The organism is Leifsonia sp. PARNA 1/14, from assembly GCF_055720965.1.
Genome location: NZ_JBVQSP010000004.1, coordinates 279247 through 297924, shown reverse-complemented (window position 1 = coordinate 297924; position 18678 = coordinate 279247). Strand labels below are relative to the sequence as shown.

The 18678-nt window shown below is 68.6% G+C and carries 22 protein-coding genes and 1 tRNA gene; 9 read left to right on the top strand and 14 right to left on the bottom strand.

Features of this window, described 5'->3' with window-relative positions; all coding sequences use genetic code 11:
- Positions 1-5: 5 nt before the first annotated feature.
- Positions 6-365: a PLD nuclease N-terminal domain-containing protein gene (locus AC0HS0_RS13050; RefSeq protein WP_472964449.1), complete on the bottom strand. Its 360-nt coding sequence runs from the start codon at positions 363-365 to the stop codon at positions 6-8.
- A 238-nt stretch (positions 366-603) separates the two neighbouring features.
- On the opposite strand from AC0HS0_RS13050, the gene AC0HS0_RS13045 reads away from it, so the two are divergent.
- Genes AC0HS0_RS13045 through AC0HS0_RS13035 form a run of 3 tightly spaced genes read left to right on the top strand, consistent with a single transcriptional unit; the run spans position 604 to position 2793 of the window.
- On the top strand, positions 604-1677 hold the full coding sequence (locus tag AC0HS0_RS13045; protein ID WP_472964447.1) for a sensor histidine kinase: 1074 nt from the start codon (positions 604-606) through the stop codon (positions 1675-1677).
- Entirely contained in the window at positions 1674-2285 is a 612-nt protein-coding gene (locus AC0HS0_RS13040; protein WP_472964446.1) for a response regulator, read from the top strand. Before AC0HS0_RS13045 ends, AC0HS0_RS13040 begins: the two co-directional genes overlap by 4 nt.
- 7 nt (positions 2286-2292) lie before the next feature.
- Positions 2293-2793, top strand: coding sequence for a hypothetical protein (locus AC0HS0_RS13035; protein WP_472964445.1), 501 nt, complete (start codon positions 2293-2295; stop codon positions 2791-2793).
- 3 nt (positions 2794-2796) lie between these two features.
- Here the strand turns inward: AC0HS0_RS13035 and AC0HS0_RS13030 are convergent, their stop codons facing one another.
- Positions 2797-3252 (bottom strand): hypothetical protein, encoded by a 456-nt coding sequence (locus tag AC0HS0_RS13030; protein ID WP_472964443.1) that lies wholly within the window; start codon positions 3250-3252, stop codon positions 2797-2799.
- A 96-nt stretch (positions 3253-3348) separates the two neighbouring features.
- Here AC0HS0_RS13030 and AC0HS0_RS13025 point away from each other — a divergent pair, with 96 nt between their 5' ends.
- The gene (locus AC0HS0_RS13025; RefSeq protein WP_472964442.1) at positions 3349-3777 is read left to right on the top strand and encodes a MarR family winged helix-turn-helix transcriptional regulator; all 429 of its coding nucleotides are present in this window, start codon (positions 3349-3351) and stop codon (positions 3775-3777) included.
- A gap of 3 nt (positions 3778-3780) precedes the next feature.
- Here the strand turns inward: AC0HS0_RS13025 and AC0HS0_RS13020 are convergent, their stop codons facing one another.
- Entirely contained in the window at positions 3781-4140 is a 360-nt protein-coding gene (locus tag AC0HS0_RS13020; protein ID WP_472964441.1) for a hypothetical protein, read from the bottom strand.
- 66 nt (positions 4141-4206) lie between these two features.
- On the opposite strand from AC0HS0_RS13020, the gene AC0HS0_RS13015 reads away from it, so the two are divergent.
- Positions 4207-4656, top strand: coding sequence for a DUF1801 domain-containing protein (locus AC0HS0_RS13015; RefSeq protein WP_472964440.1), 450 nt, complete (start codon positions 4207-4209; stop codon positions 4654-4656).
- A gap of 7 nt (positions 4657-4663) precedes the next feature.
- Here AC0HS0_RS13015 and AC0HS0_RS13010 read toward each other — a convergent pair whose 3' ends face one another.
- A complete protein-coding gene (locus tag AC0HS0_RS13010) occupies positions 4664-4930 on the bottom strand; it encodes a hypothetical protein (protein WP_472964439.1) in 267 nt (88 codons plus the stop codon).
- Between the two features lie 272 nt (positions 4931-5202).
- Here AC0HS0_RS13010 and AC0HS0_RS13005 point away from each other — a divergent pair, with 272 nt between their 5' ends.
- The 4 genes from AC0HS0_RS13005 to AC0HS0_RS12990 all read left to right on the top strand — a co-directional run bounded on the left by AC0HS0_RS13005 (position 5203) and on the right by AC0HS0_RS12990 (position 7413).
- Positions 5203-5619, top strand: a complete 417-nt coding sequence (locus tag AC0HS0_RS13005; protein ID WP_472964437.1) for a hypothetical protein — start codon at positions 5203-5205, stop codon at positions 5617-5619.
- Positions 5616-6032: a hypothetical protein gene (locus tag AC0HS0_RS13000; RefSeq protein WP_472964436.1), complete on the top strand. Its 417-nt coding sequence runs from the start codon at positions 5616-5618 to the stop codon at positions 6030-6032. Before AC0HS0_RS13005 ends, AC0HS0_RS13000 begins: the two co-directional genes overlap by 4 nt.
- Before the next feature lie 298 nt (positions 6033-6330).
- Positions 6331-6834, top strand: coding sequence for a hypothetical protein (locus tag AC0HS0_RS12995; protein ID WP_472964435.1), 504 nt, complete (start codon positions 6331-6333; stop codon positions 6832-6834).
- A gap of 6 nt (positions 6835-6840) precedes the next feature.
- Positions 6841-7413 carry a GIY-YIG nuclease family protein gene (locus AC0HS0_RS12990; RefSeq protein ID WP_472964434.1) on the top strand — a complete coding sequence of 191 codons (573 nt, stop codon included), beginning with the start codon at positions 6841-6843 and terminating at the stop codon, positions 7411-7413.
- A 286-nt stretch (positions 7414-7699) separates the two neighbouring features.
- Here AC0HS0_RS12990 and AC0HS0_RS12985 read toward each other — a convergent pair.
- The 10 genes from AC0HS0_RS12985 to AC0HS0_RS12940 all read right to left on the bottom strand — a co-directional run bounded on the left by AC0HS0_RS12985 (position 7700) and on the right by AC0HS0_RS12940 (position 18652).
- Positions 7700-7773 (bottom strand) — tRNA-Pro (locus AC0HS0_RS12985).
- A gap of 235 nt (positions 7774-8008) precedes the next feature.
- Positions 8009-9634 (bottom strand): chitinase, encoded by a 1626-nt coding sequence (locus AC0HS0_RS12980; protein ID WP_472964433.1) that lies wholly within the window; start codon positions 9632-9634, stop codon positions 8009-8011.
- A complete protein-coding gene (locus AC0HS0_RS12975) occupies positions 9634-11961 on the bottom strand; it encodes a glycosyltransferase family 2 protein (RefSeq protein ID WP_472964597.1) in 2328 nt (775 codons plus the stop codon). The genes AC0HS0_RS12980 and AC0HS0_RS12975 overlap by 1 nt, the downstream gene beginning before the upstream one ends.
- A gap of 207 nt (positions 11962-12168) precedes the next feature.
- Complete coding sequence (gene der, locus AC0HS0_RS12970; protein ID WP_472964431.1) at positions 12169-13674, bottom strand: ribosome biogenesis GTPase Der; 1506 nt, start codon at positions 13672-13674, stop codon at positions 12169-12171.
- The gene (cmk, locus tag AC0HS0_RS12965; protein ID WP_472964430.1) at positions 13667-14377 is read right to left on the bottom strand and encodes a (d)CMP kinase; all 711 of its coding nucleotides are present in this window, start codon (positions 14375-14377) and stop codon (positions 13667-13669) included. Before cmk ends, der begins: the two co-directional genes overlap by 8 nt.
- On the bottom strand, positions 14374-15462 hold the full coding sequence (locus tag AC0HS0_RS12960; protein ID WP_472964429.1) for a prephenate dehydrogenase: 1089 nt from the start codon (positions 15460-15462) through the stop codon (positions 14374-14376). Before AC0HS0_RS12960 ends, cmk begins: the two co-directional genes overlap by 4 nt.
- 40 nt (positions 15463-15502) lie before the next feature.
- Positions 15503-16288: a pseudouridine synthase gene (locus AC0HS0_RS12955; protein ID WP_472964428.1), complete on the bottom strand. Its 786-nt coding sequence runs from the start codon at positions 16286-16288 to the stop codon at positions 15503-15505.
- Positions 16278-16892 carry an SMC-Scp complex subunit ScpB gene (scpB, locus tag AC0HS0_RS12950; protein WP_472964427.1) on the bottom strand — a complete coding sequence of 205 codons (615 nt, stop codon included), beginning with the start codon at positions 16890-16892 and terminating at the stop codon, positions 16278-16280. Before scpB ends, AC0HS0_RS12955 begins: the two co-directional genes overlap by 11 nt.
- On the bottom strand, positions 16882-17715 hold the full coding sequence (locus tag AC0HS0_RS12945) for a segregation and condensation protein A (RefSeq protein ID WP_472964425.1): 834 nt from the start codon (positions 17713-17715) through the stop codon (positions 16882-16884). The genes scpB and AC0HS0_RS12945 overlap by 11 nt, the downstream gene beginning before the upstream one ends.
- A gap of 37 nt (positions 17716-17752) precedes the next feature.
- Positions 17753-18652 carry a ParA family protein gene (locus tag AC0HS0_RS12940; RefSeq protein ID WP_472964424.1) on the bottom strand — a complete coding sequence of 300 codons (900 nt, stop codon included), beginning with the start codon at positions 18650-18652 and terminating at the stop codon, positions 17753-17755.
- Positions 18653-18678 lie beyond the last annotated feature (26 nt).

The following is an 18678-nucleotide window of genomic DNA, read 5'->3' as shown; positions in this document are numbered from 1 at the left end:
GCGCCTCAGGCCGTCTCGCCCTCCTGGCGCCGCATCTGCTCTTCGAGCTCGCGGATGCGCTTGTCGCGTTCGGCCAGCTCGATCTCGTGCTCGAGCGCAGCGAGCTGCGCCTCGGTGCTCGCTGCGTACGGAGCGTGCGTGTTCGTCGCGCTGCTCGTCGGCCTCGGGACCCGCCGCGGGCGCGGCGACGACTCGTACTCCCGCCCGATCGCGAACCACAGGATCGCGCCGACCAGCGGCAGGAAGATGACGATGAACACCCACGTGATCTTCGGCAGGTGCTTGATCTGATCCTCCCGCCGCAGGATGACATCCAGCAGAGCCACGACGAAGAATGCGAACGTGAGCAGGTAGAAGACGAACATGCGGTCGAGTCTATGAGGTTGCTGTACGGGATGTCCGCCACCAGTTGGGGGCGCACGGCGGGTGGGCCAGCGGGAGGGATCGGGGTGGCAGGGCCCCCGCGCACCTGCCACCCGAGCGTCGCGCTCCCCCGATGCGACGCGCACGAACAGCTTAGGGAGACCGGCGCGCGGAGGGAATGTGACGAAGGTCACATCCGCCCTCCCGCCTATCGCCGCTGTCGCGCGCCATGATGGTGCTGTGGTTCCGAGAATCCGCCCGGTCGACGTCGACGACGTCTCGGCAACGGTCGACGCGCGCATCGCCGACGCGCTGGTTCGCGAGCTGCGCGTGCGCGGCAACGCGCTGGCGGCCGATTCCGCGGTGGCCGCGCAGTTGCGCGCCCAGGTGCACGTCGTGCTCCGGCGGACGCGCAAGCGACTCGGTACTGCGGCAAGGCCTGTACAACGCGCCGGGCCGGACTCGCCCGGTACTCCGGCCTCCTCGGCCTCGCCCGGTTCGCAGGTGGGGCGCGACCGAGCGCGGCAGAACATCCACCCCGCCGACAGCCTCACCGCGGCGACCCTGCTGTTCGACATCGCGCTCGCGGAGCTCACCGCGGGCGACAGCGACCCGGCCGACGTCGCACGCGCGCTCAACGCGTCAATCATGGACGAGGTCGTCCCGGCCTCCCTCACCTACGTCGATGTGCTCATCGAGCGCCTGGCCGTCGCGCACACGGAGGAGCGGCTGGGCATCTCACGCGAACTCCACGATCGCGTCGCGCACGGCATCGCGGCCGGCATCCAGCGTGTCCAGCTCAGCCGGCAGCACGACGGCGCGGCCTCCGCGCCCATCGACGAGGCGCTCCGGCTTTTGGAGGCCGCTCTCGACGAGACGCGCTCGCTGGCGTTGGATCTGCGGCACTCGGTCGGCGACAAGCACCTGGACGAAGCGATCCGCGACTACGTCGCCGACCTCAGCCCGGAAGCGCCCGCGGTCGAAGCGCACAGCTACGGCAGCGCGCGCTCGCTGCCCACCGGCGTGCAGGAGGAGGCGTTCATCATCGTCCGGGAGGTCGTCCACAATGCGCGCCGCCACTCGCGCGGCGACCGCATCCGCCTCGAGTCGCACTGGCTCGTCGACCGGCTGATCATCTCGGTCTCCGACGACGGGATCGGCTTCGAGCGCGACCGGATCCGGCCGGGCGCGCTCGGCCTCATCGCCGCCCAGGAGCGCGCAGAACTGATCGGCGCCGAGCTGACCATCGCGAGCACGCCCGGATCAGGGACGACGGTGACGCTGACCATCGCAGAGCCGGGCGGGCGCCGGTGAACGGCTCGACCACGAATCGCACGATCGTGCTCGCGGACGACCACGCCCTCTTCCGCAAGGGCGTGCGCGCCCTGATCGAGCATTCCTTCGACGTCGTCGGGGAGGCCGCCGACGGCCAGGAGGCGGTCGCGCTCGTCGAGCAGGCCCGGCCGGACGTCCTGCTTCTCGACGTCGAGATGCCGGGCGGCTCGGCCGAGCGCACGATCACCACGGTGCGCCGGCAGTCGCCGTCGACGGCCGTCGTCATCCTCACCATGCACACCGATGCAGTGCTTCAACGGCAGCTGTTGCGTGCGGGCGCGTCGGCGTTCGCGTCGAAGAACATCGACGAGCGATCCCTCATCCAGTTGCTCGCCTCGGCGAAGCCCGCTAGGGAGGCCGCCCCGGTGGACGCCCCCGCGCCGTCCGACCGCGTCCTCACCGACCGCGAACTCGAGGTGATCAGGATGATCGCGCAGGCCTACACGAACCGTGAGATCAGCGCGCGCCTGAACATCACCGAGGGCACCGTCAAACGCCACACCACGAACATCTACGCCAAGCTCGGCGCCACCTCCCGGATCGACGCGGTCCGCAAGGTGATCCGGCTCGATCTGCTCGAAGGGTGACCCGTCCATGACACGACGAACACGGCTCCAGGCGAAGGTCGCGTTTGCGCTCGGGAACGCGGCGCTGCTCGCCGCTGCCATCACCGGCTGCAGCTCGCCTGGCGCCGGGGCATCGACGGCCTCCCCGTCACCACGGGCGACCGCCTCGCCGACACCGCACAGTAACCCGTCGATCGCGCTCACGTGCGCGGTTCTCGGGTCGTTGGATACGTCGTTGGAGGACACGGCGATCGAGCAGCACTTCGGAAAGACGGACGCCTCCGGCTACGCGGCGGTGATCAACACGACGACGAACACGCTCATGGGGCTCCGCCGCAACTCGGCGGCCGGCATGCAGTCGGAGGTCTGGAACCTCCAAGAAGCGGTCAAGACCTCGCCGCCGACGGTTCCGGGCGCGACGTTCGACCCGCACGGCGCGGATTTCGTCGCCGCCGTGGCCGAGGTCAAGAAGCAGTGCGACGCAAACGGCACACCGTTAGTGATCTACGCCCCGGAGGGCCAGGGGTGAACCTCACGGTTCCGGATGCGACCGCGCCTGCCGGTCCTCGATGATCGCCACGATGTTCGCGTGGTTGAGGTAGACGGCGACGCGCCAGCCGCCTTCGTCGCGGTGGAGCAGGTAGCTCGAGTGCAGTGTAAGGGGCTCCGCGTGCGCGTCGGCGAACCGCACGCGCCAGGCGGTCCGCAGCAGCGTGTGCTGGTCGTCGATCGGCCGCTCGGAGAACTCGACGAGTTCGGTGCCCTGCGCTCCGATCGAGGCGAACATCTCCGCTCGCCGCGGCAGCGACGCGGCCAGTTGCTGCGCGGTGACGGGTCGCACGGAGGTCGGATCGAGGCTCAGGAAGTCGTCGCAGAACAAGGCCGCGGACGACGCGGGATCGCTCTCGCTCGCAGCCGCGAAGGCTTCGACGAAGTCGCGGACGTCGGGCCTGACATCGCCCTGCGCGGTCGCGGTGACTGTCGCCATCGGTATGCTCCTCTCGTGAATCCGGCCGGTCGGCCGGCGGGCGCTCTACGATGGAAGTATAGACAGTAACTGTCGCGACAGCTATAGGAGGACGGTATGCCCGGTCCGGTAGTGACCCTCACGAGCGTGATCGTCCGGCTCGCGCGGGACGCGCGGACGGCGCTGGACCAGCAGTTCGCCGCGCACGACCTCACGTCGCAGCAGGCCGGCGTCCTCATCCGCGTCTACGGCGGCGAGTCGAGCCCCCGACGCATCGCCGACCTCCTCGGCACCGACACCGCGGGGGTGACCCGCCTCCTGGATCGCCTTGAAGCCAAGGGCCTGATTCAGCGAGAGCGCGACGCCGGGGATCGGCGCGCGATCGTGGTCGCCCTGACCGACGCAGGCGCCGCCCTCATTCCGCTGCTGCCGGGGGTGTTCGAGCGCGTCGGCAAATCGTTGGCCGCCGGCATCCCGGATTCCGACATCCAGACGACGCTGCGGGTTCTGGAGGCGATGCTGCAGAACGTGCAGACACAGGAGTAGACCTCAGTCCTTGCGGCGCATCCAGTGCTCGCGCATGAACATCCGCCCGAACCACGCACTGAGACCGTTGCCGCCGTACTCGTCGGGGTCGGCGTCGAGCACCTCACTGCCCTGCGGTTCGGGCAGCGTTCGCGCCTCGTCGTCGGTGAGGGTGGTCTGCACGGCGGCTTCCGTGATGCGCCCGACCTGGCTCGCGTCGACGAACCGCAGGCCGGCGTCGGTGCTGACTGCGATGCCGTCGAAGAGGTCGAGCGAAGGATCCTGCAGCACATGCTCGACGCGGCCGATCTCGATGCCACCGGCGGTAAAGACGGGGGTGCCGTTCTGGAGGGCGGTGTAGGCGATAGGGGTGTCGTCGGTCACGAGGGTCACTGTACGCCGGGGCGATGTCCGCTCCTCGATCGGACACGCTCACGCGAAGATGGGGGCATGACGAACACGACACCAGAGGGACGCTTCTCCGCCCAGGAGCGAGCGGCCATGAAGCAACGAGCGGCTGAGCTGAAGGCGGAGGCCATCCGCGCGAAGGGCGCAGAGAAGGCCGCCGCGGAGGCGGCTGACGTGCTCGCCAAGATCGTCCAGATGCCCGACGGCGACCGCGAGATGGCGGAACGCATCCACGCGATCGTGTTGGAGGTCGCTCCGAACCTCTCCCCCAAGCTCTACTACAGCCAGCCGGGCTACGCCCGCGACGGCAAGGTCGTGGTGTTCTTCCGCAGCGGCCAGATGGACAAGACGCGGTACTCCACGTTCGGCGTGAGCCCGGAGGCGGCGCTCGACGACGCGAGCGGGTTCTGGCCGACGTCGTACGCGCTCATCGAGCCGACCGAGGAGGCGTGGGAGCGGGTGCGGGAGGTCGTGCGACGGGCGGTGGGTTAAGTCCTGATCAGCGGGCGTTGTCCTCCACAACGTTGCGCACCGCAGCCACCGCGAGATGCAGCATCCCGCCGAGAACGCCGAGCGCCCCGATCGCGTTCCCGAACAGGAAGTAGCCCGCGGCGCCCCGCGGATCGGCGCCCATGGTTGCGATAGCGATGAAGTAGAGGACGGCCGCGGCGATCAGCGCGACGATGTAGATCGCGGCGAGAACCGTCAACGGCAGGTTGGGGCCGCGGCGGGAGCGTGCGGAAGTCTTGGACGCGCGATCGGACATGGCTGGATGCTATCGACACCGAAACACGCGACGGAACACCTGAATATCACACCGTCGCGTTATCGAGTGACTTTTCAGAGAGTGTCCGGCATTCAATCGGTGCATTTCATGAGTCATACTCACTTTAAACGATAAGCCGCCACCGAATCGAGACGTCAATGCATGGGCTAGGTGCGAGTCGAGCAGAGGCCGCCCAACAGGCCTCCCGCCTGAACCTCCTCTCAGCAGAAGTCGATCGCGAACTCGATTCCTACGCGGCGCGAAACGACGCCATGCAAGGACGCGCGGGAATCCTCGTCGCCGCTGCGAGCGTCGTCGGAACCCTTCAGGCCTCCATCGGTTCCCCATCGGCCGCATTGTGGAACCTCGTGGCATCCGCTCTTGCGGCCACGATCGGGATCATCGTGGCTGCACCGATAGGCACTCGCGTCCTCGACCTCGACGTCGTCAAAGGGCGGCTCAATACTTTGAGCCCCGACGAGGGCAAAGAGAAGCTCACCGAGAAGAAGATTGGGATGCTGAGCAGCAATCAGCGCTGGCTCAACGTTCGGGGATGGCTGACCGCTGTCGGTTTCGTCTTCCTCGCGATCGCGCTCGTCAGCTCGTTCTGGAGCGCCACACACCCCACGACTCCCGAGCCGACCCGCGTACAGATCGTCAGCTCACAGGAAGGGACGCTGTCACCATGAACGAGAACGACCAACAGGGCAAGCGACGCAGACCCAAGGACGACGATCCGTGGACAAAGGTCGTGTTCGTCCGGTTCGAGGGCCTGGGCGTGGGCGCAGGCGAGCGAACCCCCGCCCAGTCGCCCGAAGAGGACTGGGAGCACATCCCGACCATCGAGGTCGCGATCCCGCCTGTGAACGAAGGCGGCGTATCCGACGAGGTCGCTTCCGCCCTGGCAGACTACGAGGCCGAAGGACGCGAGGACGACGTGAACGAGTACCTGGATAATCTAGGACTGGACCACCCGACCTTCCAGTACTTCGGGTCGATCTCCTTGCCGCCCAGCGTGGTCGGATGCCCGCCTGGCTATCACAACGCTGTTCACATTACCAAGGACGGGAAAATGGGCTTCTACTGCGCACCTGACGAATAGCCAAAAAAGGCGCGCTTGGGCAGCCGAATAGGTCGCCGCTCGTCGGTTCACTTTTCACGCCTCACCGACTTCCGGTTCGGCCCCTGCGGCCCCGCCCGCGGCGCGTATCTGCCAGCGCCCTGGTGGTCGACCTGTGATCTCGTGCCCACTCCTGTCTTCGCTGGACCAGCAGAGACTGCGCGGCCTCCGATGCTCGTCGAAGATGCCGGAACTCGCCCGAGATCCTAGCCGTGCGAATTGCGGGCGGGCCGGTAGCGTCGTGCGAGGAGGACTCGCACTGGCCGCCGAACGGAGGACTATGACGCTCGACAATGAAGATGCAATCGCGAAAGCCATCGGCGCCGACTCTCTCGATGACCTCACCGAATCGCAGGTGATGGCGCTGGCACAGCGCCTCGGCGAGCTCCCTTCCGAGCTTCAGCTACATCTGATCAAGACGAGCCCACCACTTCAGGCGTACGCGCTGAAGGCGGTCGCGGCGGTCGAAGACGACCTGCGCACTACGCTCTCGGCTTTCAGCGAGAACAGCGGGCAAGCTCTTGAGGCGCTTGGCGAAACCCGCGGGATCATCGCCGGCGAGCTAAACAAGCCCGACCTCAGCGATGAACGCTGGCACTACCTCATCAACAAGCTGACAGACAACGAGGACAAGGCAACCGAGGTTGCTGCGGAGGCCAACCGGCTGATCTCAGAGCAGGCGAACGCTGCTCGGCGTGCGAAGCTGGCGGTCGCGGCAATGCCTTACGTCGAGGTAGTGCTCCAGGTAGGAATTCGGATAATGGTCAACACACGTCGAATCTAAATGAATATGGCAGCGGACGACGACGCATTCTTCGAAGCAGCGGCTGGGTTAACCAACGACGCATCCTTTCTCCCGGCCGGAACAATCGACGAAGATGTGCCAGTCGGGTCGGGCATTTACGCAATTCGACTCAAGATCGGATCCACCCTTCCTGAGCCGTTTGGGTCGTTTCTTGCTATGCGCAGTACCCGCCTGATATACATCGGGAAGGCCACGTCGCTGAAGTCCCGGATGCTCGGGAACGAGCTGCGAGGGCGCGGTCACGGCACGTTCTTCCGGAGCATCGGCGCCGTGCTCGGTTACCGTCCGCTTGCGGGGTCCCTCGCAACGCGTGTCAACAAGTACAACTTCATGTTCGTGAAACTTGACCGCGCCGCCATCGTCGAATGGACCAACTCACACCTCGAGGTCAGTTGGATCGAGTTGCGGCTTGAGCAAGTTCGCGCGGTCGAGTCGGGGCTCATCACCGCGCTCACTCCGCTGCTGAACCTTGATGGGAACCCGGCAGCCTTAGCGGAACTCGACGAGCTAAGGGTCCTCTGCCGACGGATCGCCGCCGATGAGCGCAACGCGTTCTAAGAGCTACGTCCGCGGATGCCTCTCTGCGCGCTCATGGTGCATGCGCGCCAACTACGCCAACATTCGTAAGAAGGGCCGTGTGAGCAAGCACGTCCTCAAGTCTTCTCCACGCCCGTCACCAGGCTGCGCCCCACACGCTCCCCCAAACGCCGGCCCTCGCTGCGCTCGGGTCGGCGCCCGGGGCCCCTCGCGCGCGGGGACCCCATTAGACAGCAGCGAGTTCTGAAAAAGCCGGTGGGCACGTGGTCGCTTTGCGACCTCCGTGCCCACCGGCTTTTTCAGAACGTCGGGCTGACAGGATTTGAACCTGCGACCCCTTGACCCCCAGTCAAGTGCGCTACCAAGCTGCGCCACAGCCCGTTGCTGTCCCACCCAGGCCGGGGGGCGCCAAATGAGACAACTCGTCTATCTTAGCGTGCTGGCGGGGCCGGTCGGGACCAACCCGAAAGCCACTGTTGGCCCCACCAGCACCGGCACCCAACGCGTCACTCCCGACGAGCAATCACGCAAGGCGCCACGGACGTCCCGCCCCGCAGCGGTTGGTCCGAGTGGGTCGGCGACGGGATGCGCGGGGAGGCTGCATCCCGCCGCCGAGTCACTTCTGGGCGGTGTCACCGCCCAGGATCGTGTCGATCTCGTCCTGGGTGAGCGGGGTCCAGGGGGACGAGTCGGGGTTGGAGCTGGCGGCTTCCGGGCTATCGCCCTGCGTCCACCACTTGGCCTCGAACGGCACGCCGTCGAAGAGCACGCGCGCGCCCTTGTCGTAGGCGGTGGCGCCGGCCCAATTCGGGTAGGTGCCGGCGGGGAGGGTCGGCTGCGGGATCGGGGTCTCGCCGGGCAGCACCGGGCCCACCAGCTCCCAGGGGGTCTCCCACTGGTTGAGCACGGGGTTGTCCGGCACGTCGGCCTTCGTCCACCACTTGGCCTCGTAGACGTTGTGGTGCCAGGTGACCTTGGTGCCCTTGAGGTACGAGTTGGTGGCGGTCCAGACCGGGTACGGCGAGTGGGCGGGGTCGTCGGTGGCGGCAGCGGAGGTGGGTTCGGCCGTGGTGACGGCGCCCTCCCCCAGCGCGATGCGGCCGTCGAAGCCCTTCGACAGGAGGCCGGCGAAGGTCAGCTTGCCCTGGTTCACGCCGCTGCAGGCGTCCGAGACCACGGTCAGGTCCACATAGTTCGATCCGCAGGTCTTGTCGCGGTTCGCCGACCACATCGACATTCGGCCGAGGCCGGTCGAGACCGCCCAAGCGTTCAGCGCCTTGGCGTCGGCGAGGCCGAAGATCTGGCCCTGGTCGTCGTTCTGACCGATCATCGGGGTGGCGCCGATCTTCGCCCACAGGCTGGGGTCGGACTGGTGGGTGCCGGCACGGTTGTAGAGCACGCCGAGCTGGCGCTGCGCAGCGGTGAGCGCAGCCTCCGAGGTGGCTTCCATCGACTTCTTGGCGTCCTTGGCCTGCCCGTAGTCCATGGTCATCAGGTTGACGCCGGCGAGATCCACGTTGGCCTTCAGCATGGCCTCGATGGCGTTGGTGCCGTCGGTGGTCATGCCGGTCGGCGCCACCGGGAGGGTCAGCCACACGGCGAGGCTCTTGCCCGCGGCGCGGCGCTCCTGCTGCAGTTCGGCGATGACCGTGGCCCGGCGGGAGGCGGCGTCGGCGTTCACCAGGCCCTCGCCCTCCAGATCGAGGTCGATGGTGCCGATCTTGTAGCGCTCGACGACCGACGAATACGCCTTCTTCAGTGCCGCGTCGTCCGTGCAGTCGACGGCGAGCTCGTCGTTCGCCTGGCCACCGAACGACACCGCGACGTCGCCGCCCTGCTGCTGCAGGCGGGCGATCCTGCGGTCGAGGTCGAGCGCGCCGCGCGCCTGGTCCATCGTGTACGCCGCACCCCACGAAGGCGTGCACGCGTCGGACGGGCTGGAGACGATGAACGAGAGCACGGCGTCCTTGGTGGAGGTCGACCCCAGGTTCTCGAACGCGTACTTCGGGGTGGCGGTCACATCCACGAAGGAGGCGAACCACGGCTTCACGTCGACGGAGGCGCGAGCGCTCCACCACTGGAAGCCCACGACTCCGCCGGAGACGACCACGACGGCGACGAGCGCAGCGCCGATCACGCGCCACGGCGAGAGACGACGGCCGGTGTCCGACTCGGGAGTCTGCAGCCGATCGGTCTGAGCGGCGTCCGTGTTCGCGTTCGTGTTCTTGCTCTTGCGGGCCATCACGCAGCCTGCTTCTGATCGTCGGAGACCGGAGCGTCGGAGGCAGCGACGGCGTCATCCCGCAGCGCGGTGCGCTCCAGGTGGGGCACCTCCCCGCCGGCGTGGCCGTGGTAGAGCACCGAGCGCCAGTCGATCGACTCCGTCACCGGAGCGGAGGCCGGGGTCGAGCGCTTGCGCTTCTTGTCGACATAGAGCGGCTTGGTCAGGCCGAGCCAGATGTCGACGATCGAGTTCCAGATGCCGATGTAGGCGACGAGCGACCAGATGGCCAGGGTGGCGTTGAACGCGGCGAACGCGGCGTTGCCCCAGTTGTGCGCGTTCCAGTCGCGCCACAGCGTGAAAAGCGAGAACGCGATGATCGCCATCGGAGCGATCACGTACAGCAAGGGCGACGCGGTGCGGTTCTTGACCTTCGGGGTGCGCGCGAACGGGATCTTCTTGCCGGTCAGCGACTGCTGGATCGACTTGAGCACTCCAGCCAGGTTGACCGGGAGCAGGATCAGGTTGAAGCCGTAGATGCGGAAGATGTCCGTGCCCTTGTAGCCGGCGTAGCGGAGGTCGCTGGCCTGGCTGATGAAGTACGGCAGCGCGGCCAGGAGGACCATCGGGCTCAGCAGGCGGCCGTCGTACGGGTACGCCAGCAGGAACACGAGTCCGAAGCTCGCCCAGCAGATGGAGGCCATGTAGTTCACGCGCAGCAGCAGCTCGATGCGCGAGACGTTCTCACCGCGGCGCTTGCGCTCGCGAACCTGCTTCCACAGCTTCGGGAGGATCAGCAGGCCGCCGTTCGCCCAGCGGCGGCGCTGAACGATCAGCGAGCCGAAGTCCGGCGGGGTGGCCGAGTAGCTGAGGCGCTCCGGGTAGTTGACGAGGGTCCAGCCGTGGGTGCCGAGGTCGATGCTCGACTCGGTGTCCTCGATGACGGTGCGGTCCTGGATGTACCGGCGCACCTCGAAGCCGCCGACCCACTCGGTCTCGACGATGTCCTCCAGTGCGCGCTTGCGGATCACCGCGTTCGCACCCACCCAGAACGTCGCGCCGTAGTAGCTCTTGCCCTGGTGGAGGATGTGCTGGATGTCGGTCGTCGCGCCGGCGAGACGCTCGATGCGGGTGCCCGCGCCCCGGAACGAGGAGTACGGCGTCTGCGTGACGGCGACGCGCGCGTTGTCCGGCTGCTGCAAGAAGTAGGTCAGCCGCAGGCAGTACTCGCGCAGCAGGATGGAGTCGGCGTCCAGGGTCAGCAAGAAGTCGCTGTCCGGGATCTCGATGTCGCCGGGCTTGCGGGAGCCGGCGGGCACCGGGTTCAGGATGGGGCCGTCCGGCGTCTGCTCGACGCGGTAGGTGCCGCCCATGAGGCCGATGTAGGCGTTCAGGTTCATCGCCTTGTTGGCCTCGTGCGAGAGGGAGGCCCACTTCTTGCGCTCGAAGATCATCAGCTCGGCGTCGAACGTCCACGCCAGGCGGCGGTACAGCTGGGCGACGCGGTCGGAGGACAGCTCGGCGCCCTCCGCCACGGCTGCCTTCACGGCCTCTGCGGTCAGCGCCAGTTCGTCGCCGAGAGCGCGGAGCACCTGGTCGGCGAAGAAGACGTCGACGTGGTCGTCGATGCCGTGCGCGTCGGCCTGGGCGTACAGCCACTCGGCGGCCCAGCGGTAGTGCTCGGCCAGTTCGAGGGCGGCCTCGTCGGTGACGAAGGCGCGCTCGTCGCCCAGCTCGAAGCGCATCAGCGCGTCCGTGAAGCGGAAGCGCGGCTCCGCGAGCTGACCGGTGATGCTGTCGGCGAGGTCGCGGGTGGCGTTCAGCTTCTCGGCCACGGCGGGGTCGGTCGGGTTCGGGTTGTCGTCGACCAGCAGCACGACCCGCATGGAGGGGAACTCCTGCAGGGCTGCGGAGAGCAGCGTCATCCGCACGACCTCGGGCTCCTCCGCGTAGGAGGGCACGAGCACCGTGATGGACGGCTGGTTCTGCGCGAAGTGGCGGTCGAGCTCGGCGCGGGGAACGCGCACGTGCTTCTGGAAACGCTGCAGCGCGCCTTGACGGGCGACCAGGTACATCAGCGCGGAGAAGGTGAGGAACGTGACGACGACGGTGTAGCCGATGGCCTCCATCGTGAACCGGAAGTCCTGCGTGCCCAGCACGAGGAACTGACGGATGATCGTCGTCACGACATAGATCGCCCAGAAGACGATGGTCGCGACGATGGCGACTCGGCTCCAGGTGATCTTGCGATCGGAGGGCTTGGGATGAACGGTCGGAAGCGGTTCGGTGCGGCGCTCGGAGCCCCACTGCCGTTTCCGGGCAGGCGAATATGAACTTGTAGAACTCATGGTCGGGTATGCGTCCTTCATGGACAGAGCCCGCGCCTTCGGGTAGCGCGGTCGGGTAGCTCCGTCGGTTGTCCACATTAGTGAGGACAGCCCGGGGTACAAATACCCCCAATATGGTCGCCCCCTCATTGGGGGTGACGTGGACCCATCTGTTCACCTCCGCGGTCGGCGCGTCGATTTGACGGGCCGACCGGGCGGACGAAGAGGTTAACGCTTCCGCTTCTCGCGCACCCGCATGTTCAGCACGATCGGAGTGCCCTCGAACCCGTATACCTCGCGGAGGCGGCGGATGATGTAGCGCCGGTAGCCCGGGTCGAGGAAACCGGTGGTGAACACCACGAATGTCGGCGGCCGGCTCGACGCCTGCGTGCCGAACAGGATGCGCGGCTGCTTGCCTCCACGGACCGGGTGCGGATGCGCCGCGGTGAGCTCGGCGAGGAACGCGTTGAACTTGCCGGTCGGGATACGGGTGTCCCACGACTCGAGCGCGAGCTCCAGCGCCGGAACCAGCTTCTCGAGGTGCCGCCCGGTGCGTGCCGAGATGTTGACGCGCGGCGCCCACGACACGTGGGCGAGATCCTGCTCGATCTCCCGCTCCAGGTAACGACGGCGGTCGTCGTCGAGGAGGTCCCACTTGTTGAACGCGAGCACGAGCGCGCGGCCCGACTCCAGCACGAGGTCGATGATGCGCACGTCCTGCTCGCTGATCGGCTCGGAGACGTCGAGCACGACGACCGCGACCTCCGCCTTCTCGAGCGCGGTGGAGGTGCGCAGCGACGCGTAGAAATCGGCGCCCTGCTGCAGGTGCACGCGGCGGCGGATGCCGGCGGTGTCGACGAAGCGCCACACCTTGCCGCCCAGCTCGACCTGCTCATCCACGGGATCGCGGGTGGTGCCGGCGAGCTCGTTGACGACGACCCGCTCCTCCCCCGCGGCTTTGTTGAGCAGCGACGACTTGCCCACATTGGGGCGGCCGACGATCGCGACCCGGCGCGGACCGCCGACCTCCCGCTTCGCGACGGCCGACACCTCCGGCAGCGCCTTGAGGAGCTGGTCGAGGAGGTCGGCGACGCCACGGCCGTGCAGTGCAGACACGGGCCACGGCTCGCCGAGGCCCAGCGACCACAGCTCGGTCGCGTAGGGCTCCTGCCGCGCGTCGTCCACCTTGTTGGCCGCGAGGAACACAGGCTTCCTGGTCTTTCGCAGCAGGCGAACGACGTGCTCGTCGGTGGAGGTTGCGCCCACCGTCGCGTCGACGACGAACAGCACGGCGTCGGCCAGGTCGATCGCGACCTCGGCCTGCGCGGCGACCGACGCGTCGATGCCGCGGGCGTCGGGCTCCCAGCCACCGGTGTCGACGACGGTGAACCGGCGCCCGTTCCACTCGGCCTGGTACGAGACGCGGTCGCGCGTCACGCCAGGGGTGTCCTCCACGACGGCCTCGCGGCGGCCCAGGATGCGGTTGACGAGCGCCGATTTGCCCACATTCGGGCGGCCCACGATGGCCAGCACCGGCAGAGCGGGCAGGTACGTGATCTCGTCCGGGTTCTCGGTGGCGGTACCGAGGAGGTCGAGGTCGGTGTCGTCGAGCTCGTACTCCTCCAGGCCGCTGCGGAGGGCGGCGGCGCGCTGCACCGCAAGGTTGTCGTCAAGGCCGGCGAGGCGCTCGACGAGGTCGTCGGCGCCGCTGGGCTCGTTCTCGATGTCAGACATGGGTCTCTTTCTGTACGACCGCGATGACCGCGTCGACGGTCTGGTCGAAGTCGAGGTCGGTGGAGTCGACGGTGGTCACACCGTCTGCGGCGTTCATGAAGTCGACGACCCGGGAGTCGGCCGCGTCACGCCTGCGAAGCGCCTCGCCGACGTGAGCGGCGGAATGGCCGGTCAGCTCAGCGGAACGCCTGGCCATTCTAACCTGCTCGTCGGCCGTGAGCAGGATGCGCACGGGCGCATCCGGGCAGACGACCGTGGTGATGTCGCGTCCCTCGACCACGATTCCCGGCCGTTCCGTGCGCGCCACGATCGACCGGAACAGGCCGGTGAGGAAGGAACGTACCTCCGGAACCCGTGCGATCGCGCTCACAACAGCGGTGACCTCCGGTTCGCGGATGACGTCGGTCACGTCGTGGTCGCCGACGAACACGTGGTACGTGTCGGGGTCTGTGCCGATGCGGTAGTCGAAGTCGGGCAGCGAGTCGATCACGGTCGCCGAGTCGGTCGGGTCGAGCCGGCGCTGCACGACGTACCAGCCGAGCGCGCGGTACGCCGCGCCGGTGTCGAGGTACTCCCAGCCGAGTCTGCGCGCCGTCGCCTTCGAGACCGACGACTTGCCGCTGCCCGCGGGGCCGTCGACGGCGACGACGACGGGCGGGTCGTCAGCGTCGGCGCCGGTCTGCGAGTCGGTCGTGTCGGTCATCCTGCGAGCCTCCAGCCGCGGTCGGTCAGGTCGGTCACGGTGCGCTGCCACACCTCGGGGAGCACGGCGATCTCGGCCAGGCCGAAGGGCGCGCCCGGGGAGTGCTCCAGGCGGAGGTCCTCCAGGTTCACGTCGAGCTCGCCCAGTTCGTTGAGCAGTCGCGCCAGCTCGCCCGGCCGGTCGTCGACCATGACGATCATGCTCGAGAAGCGCTTGTCCTGGCCGTGCTTGCCCGGGAGGCGCGAGACACCGAGGTTGCCTCCGGCGATCTCTTCGGCGATGGCGCGGCGCGAGCCGCTGGCGTCGACGTCGTCGAGGGCGGCGAGCACGTGGTCGAGGTCGTCGCGGTAGGCGCGCAGGATCTGCACGATCGCCGGCGCGTTGGCGCCGAGGATCTGCACCCAGAGCTCTGGCTCGCTCGCGGCGATGCGGGTCACGTCGCGCACGCCCTGGCCGGCGAGGCCCAGCGCGGCGTCGGTGGAGGCGGCCAGCCGCTTCGCCATCAGCGACGACACGATCTGCGGGGTGTGCGAGACGAGCGCGACGGCGGCATCGTGGTCGGCGGCGGCCATCTCGATCGGCGTCGCGCCGAGGTCGAGGATGAGCGCCTCCACGAGGTTGACCGCGGAGCGCGGGTTCTCCGGCCGGGCCGAGACCACCCACGGGCGGCCGATGAACAGGTCGGCGCGCGCGGCGCTCGGGCCCCCGCGCTCCCGCCCGGCGAGCGGGTGCGAACCCACGTACCGGGAGAGGTCGAGCCCGGCCTCCTGCAACTCGGCGAGGGGTGCGCCCTTGACGCTGGCGACATCGGTGACGACGGCGGCGGGATGCGCGGCGAGCTCCTCCGCGACCACGCGCGACACCAGGTCTGGCGGCACGGCGACCACGATCAGCGCGGGATCCGCCTCCCCGTCGTCCGCTCGCCCCGCGCCGTAATCGGCCGCCAGCCGCAGGTGGGCGGGCGAGGCGTCGGCGAGCAGCACATCGACGCCGCGGGCGCGCAGCCCGAGCCCGACGGAGGCCCCGAGGAGCCCGGCCCCGACGACGCGGACCGGTCCGGCGAGGCGGGAGGCGGAATCGTTCACGGATCCACCTTAGTCAGTGGGCGCGGGCCGCCCGGACGCGTCAGCCGCGCTCGCCTTCGCCGTCGCCCTGCCGCGAGATCGTCAGCAGTGCGCCGAGCTCGTCCTTCGTCAGGTCGCGCATGGCACCGATCTTCAGCGTGCCGAGGTGCAACGGCCCGAACTGGCGCCGCACGAGCTCGATCACCGGGTGCCCGACCTCCGCCATCATGCGGCGGACGATCCGGTTGCGGCCCGAGTGCAGGGTCAGCTCGACGAGGCTGTCGCTGCCGCCCGACCGCGACTGCAGCAGCCGCGCCTTGTCGGCGGCGATCGGGCCGTCCTCCAGCTCGACGCCCTTCGTCAGCCGGCCGATGGTCTGCGGTGTCACGTTTCCACGCACCCGTGCGATGTAGGTCTTGGTCACCCCGAAGCTCGGATGCGCGAGCACATGGGCGAGCTCTCCGTCGTTGGTGAGGATGAGCAGCCCCGACGTCTCGGCGTCCAGGCGCCCGACGTTGAACAACCGCTCGGAGTAGCCCGCCGTGAACCGGGACAGGTCGGGACGGCCTTGCTCGTCGCGCATCGAACTCACCACGCCGACCGGCTTGTTGAGCATGACGTAGCGGCGGGAGGTGTCGAGTTGCACCGCGGTGCCGTCGACAGCGACGCGGTCGGTCGCCGGATCGACGCGCCGACCGAGCTCGGTGACCACCTGGCCGTTCACGCTCACGCGGCCGGCGACGATCAGGTCCTCCGACACGCGGCGGGAGGCCACACCGGCTGCCGCCATCACCTTCTGCAGGCGCTCGCCCTGCGCGGCGTCGCCTCCGCCCGCGCTACCGGACATCGTCGAACCCATCGGCGCCGTCGGCCAGCAGCGGGGAGATCTTGGGCAGCTCGTCGACCGAGTTGATGCCGAGCTGGGTCAGCAGCAGGTCCGTGGTGCCGTAGTTGATCGCGCCGGTCTCGCTGTCGGTGAACAGCTCGGTGATGAGACCGCGGCCGAGCAGCGTGCGCACCACCGAATCCACGTTGACGGCGCGGATGGAGGCGATGGCCCCGCGGCTGATCGGCTGCTTGTACGCGATCACGGCGAGCGTCTCGAGCGCGGCCTGCGACAGCCGGGTGGGGTTCTGCTGCAGCACGTAGCCGGAGACGACCGTATCGAACTCGGGGCGCACGTAGACGCGCCAGCCGCCGCCGACCTCCCGCAGCTCGAAGCCGCGGCGGAGGCCCGGCCTGCCGTCGGCGCCGGGCTCGCCGTCGTAGTCGGCGACCAGCGTGTCGATCGCGGTGCGCACGCGCCTGACGGGCGCGCCGACGGCGGTCGCCAGCGTCACGACGCTCATCGGCTCGTCGGCGACCATCAGGATGGCCTCCAGGGCGCGCTCGATCTGCGCGTCGTCCACGCTCGCCGGCTCGGTCTCCAGCTCGGTTCCGTCAACCGTCATAATCCGCTCCCAGGTTCGACAGGTTCTCCTCCGACCAGTGCTCGGCCGTCCAGCGCAGCGTCAGCTCGCCCAGCGGCTCCAGCTGCTCGAACGCGATGGCCGCGTGCCGGTACAGCTCGAGCACGGCGAGGAACCGCGCGATCACGACGCCCTTCTGCTCGGCGCCGGCGACGAGCTGCCGGAACGACAGCTGATCGCCGCTGCGCAGCATCCCGACCACCACCGCGGCCTGCTCGCGGATGCTCACGAGCGGCGCATGCAGGTGGTCGAGCCCGACGACGGGGATCTCGCGCGGCGTCATCGCCAGCGTCGCGAGGGCCGCGAAATCGTCTGCGGTGAGCGTCCAGACCAGCTCGGGTGTGCGCTGGCGGTACTTGTCCTCCAGGCGCACGGCGCGCGCGTGCCGGGCGGCCTCGGTGTCGAGCCGCGCCGAGAACCACGCCGACGCCTCCTTGAACGCGCGGTACTGCAGCAGTCGGGCGAACAGCAGGTCGCGCGCCTCCAGCAGGGCGACGTCCTCCGCGTCGACGAGCTCACCCTGCGGCAGGAGGCCGGCGATCTTCAGGTCGAGGAGGGTTGCGGCGACGAGCAGGAACTCGCTCGCCTCGTCGAGGCTCTCGTCGGCGTCGAGGCGGCGCAGGTAGGCGATGAACTCGTCGGTGACGCGGCTCAGCGAGATCTCCGTGATGTCGAGCTCGTGCTTGCTGATCAGCGACAGCAGCAGGTCGAACGGCCCCTCGAAAGTCCCCACCGCCACGCGGAACCCGCTGTCGGCCTCCGCGAGGGGCACGTTGTTGTCGCTTTCGGCCTCCGGAAGTGACAACGACGTGCCCTTCGGCGTCAGTGCACTCGAAGGGTCCTCAGGCGACGGCGCCACGGAAGATCAGTTCCCTCGCCAGCTGGCGGTAGGCCTCCGCGGCCTGGTGCTCCGGCGCGAACTGGGTGATCGGGGTGGCCGCGACCGACGCGTCCGGGAACTTCACCGTGCGCGAGATCACGGTCTCGAGCACGCGGTCGCCGAAGGCGTCGACGACGCGTTCCAGCACCTCGCGCGAGTGCAGCGTGCGCGAGTCGTACATGGTGGCGAGGATGCCGTCGAGCTCGATCGCCGGGTTGAGCCGCTCGCGCACCTTGTCGATGGTCTCGATGAGAAGGGCGACACCGCGCAGCGCGAAGTACTCGCACTCGAGCGGGATGAGGACGCCGTGGCTGGCGGTCAGCGCGTTGACGGTGAGGATGCCGAGCGACGGCTGGCAGTCGATCAGGATGACGTCGTAATCGCCGGCCACCTTGCGCAGCACGCCGGCGAGGATCTGCTCGCGCGCCACCTCGTTGACCAGGTGCACCTCGGCGGCCGAGAGGTCGATGTTCGCCGGGATGATGTCGAGGCCGGGCACGCCCGTCGACTGGATGGCCTCCTGCACGTCGGCGTGCCGGTTCAGCAGCAGGTCGTAGATCGTGGTGACGTCGTGGGTCTGCGCCCCGAGGCCCGCCGACAGGGCGCCCTGCGGGTCGAAGTCGATCGCGAGCACACGGCGGCCGTACTCCGCCAGGGCGGCGCCGAGGTTGATGGAGGTCGTGGTCTTGCCGACCCCGCCCTTCTGGTTGCAGAGAGCGACGATCTTTGCGGGCCCGTGCTGCCTCAGCTCGGCCGGCGCCGGGAACGCGCGCAGGGGGCGCCCGGTGGGTCCGAGCGGTGCGGCGAGGGCTGCGGTGTCCATGCCGGGAAGCTCCGTCCTGACCTCGTCGTTGCGCGTCACCTGGATGTTCCTCGTCCTCTGTCGAT